1 pseudogene is annotated in these 529 nt (G+C 47.8%); it reads right to left on the reverse strand.

Going from position 1 to position 529, the window contains the following annotated elements:
- A pseudogene (locus tag A3735_RS10520) lies at window positions 1-529 on the reverse strand (polyribonucleotide nucleotidyltransferase); the annotation flags it as partial.

Here is a 529-nt window from a genome sequence, read left to right on the forward strand (position 1 = left end):
TTGTGTATGGGAATTCCTCAGCGGTAGGCATAAGCGCCTGAAGACCACGCTTAGCCAACTTACCATGACCGATCTCACGACGACCTGGAGGACCCATACGACCACACTCACCTACAGAGTAAGGAGGGAAGTTGTAGTGCAACATGAAGTTTTCTTTGTATTCGCCAGCATAATCGTCAACGATCTGTGCATCACGAGAGGTACCTAGCGTTGTCGTAACAATCGCCTGAGTCTCACCACGTGTAAACAAAGCTGAACCATGAGTATTCGGCAGTACACCCACTTCAACCTTTATAGGACGAACAGTGCTGTTGTCACGACCATCGATACGAGGCTCGCCTTGCGTGATACGACCACGAACAATTTTCTTTTCTAACTTAGAGAAGTAAGCTTTAACGTCATCTGCAGAAGGTGAATCTTCCGCATCGGTCACTAGCTTCTCAACAGCAGCAGCTTTCAGCTCACCTAGTGCACTGTAACGTGCCATTTTGTCGCTAATAGAGTAAGCAGCTGTAATACCTTCCGCTGA

Source organism: Oleiphilus sp. HI0061 (assembly GCF_001635675.1).